The following is a 248-nucleotide window of genomic DNA, read 5'->3' as shown; positions in this document are numbered from 1 at the left end:
GCAGCGGTAGTTCAGTCGGTTAGAATACCGGCCTGTCACGCCGGGGGTCGCGGGTTCGAGTCCCGTCCGCTGCGCCACTTACTTCAACAGATGGGTGAGATTCACCGGTCTGTGGCATAAAGGCAAGACCTTTCTGCCAGATCCCAGTTTCAAGCAGGTTACGGCCTGCAAGATACGCAGCGGTAGTTCAGTCGGTTAGAATACCGGCCTGTCACGCCGGGGGTCGCGGGTTCGAGTCCCGTCCGCTG

The 248-nt window shown here is 60.1% G+C and carries 1 tRNA gene; it reads left to right on the top strand.

Features of this window, described 5'->3' with window-relative positions:
- Positions 1–77 (top strand) — tRNA-Asp (locus tag HU748_RS26195).
- Positions 78–248: the final 171 nt, after the last annotated feature.

The organism is Pseudomonas sp. RW3S2, from assembly GCF_014268955.1.
In the GTDB taxonomy this organism is placed as follows: Bacteria; Pseudomonadota; Gammaproteobacteria; order Pseudomonadales; family Pseudomonadaceae; genus Aquipseudomonas; species Aquipseudomonas wayambapalatensis.
The sequence above is the reverse complement of the archived record's forward strand: the minus strand, read 5'-3'. Positions and strand labels throughout refer to the sequence as shown.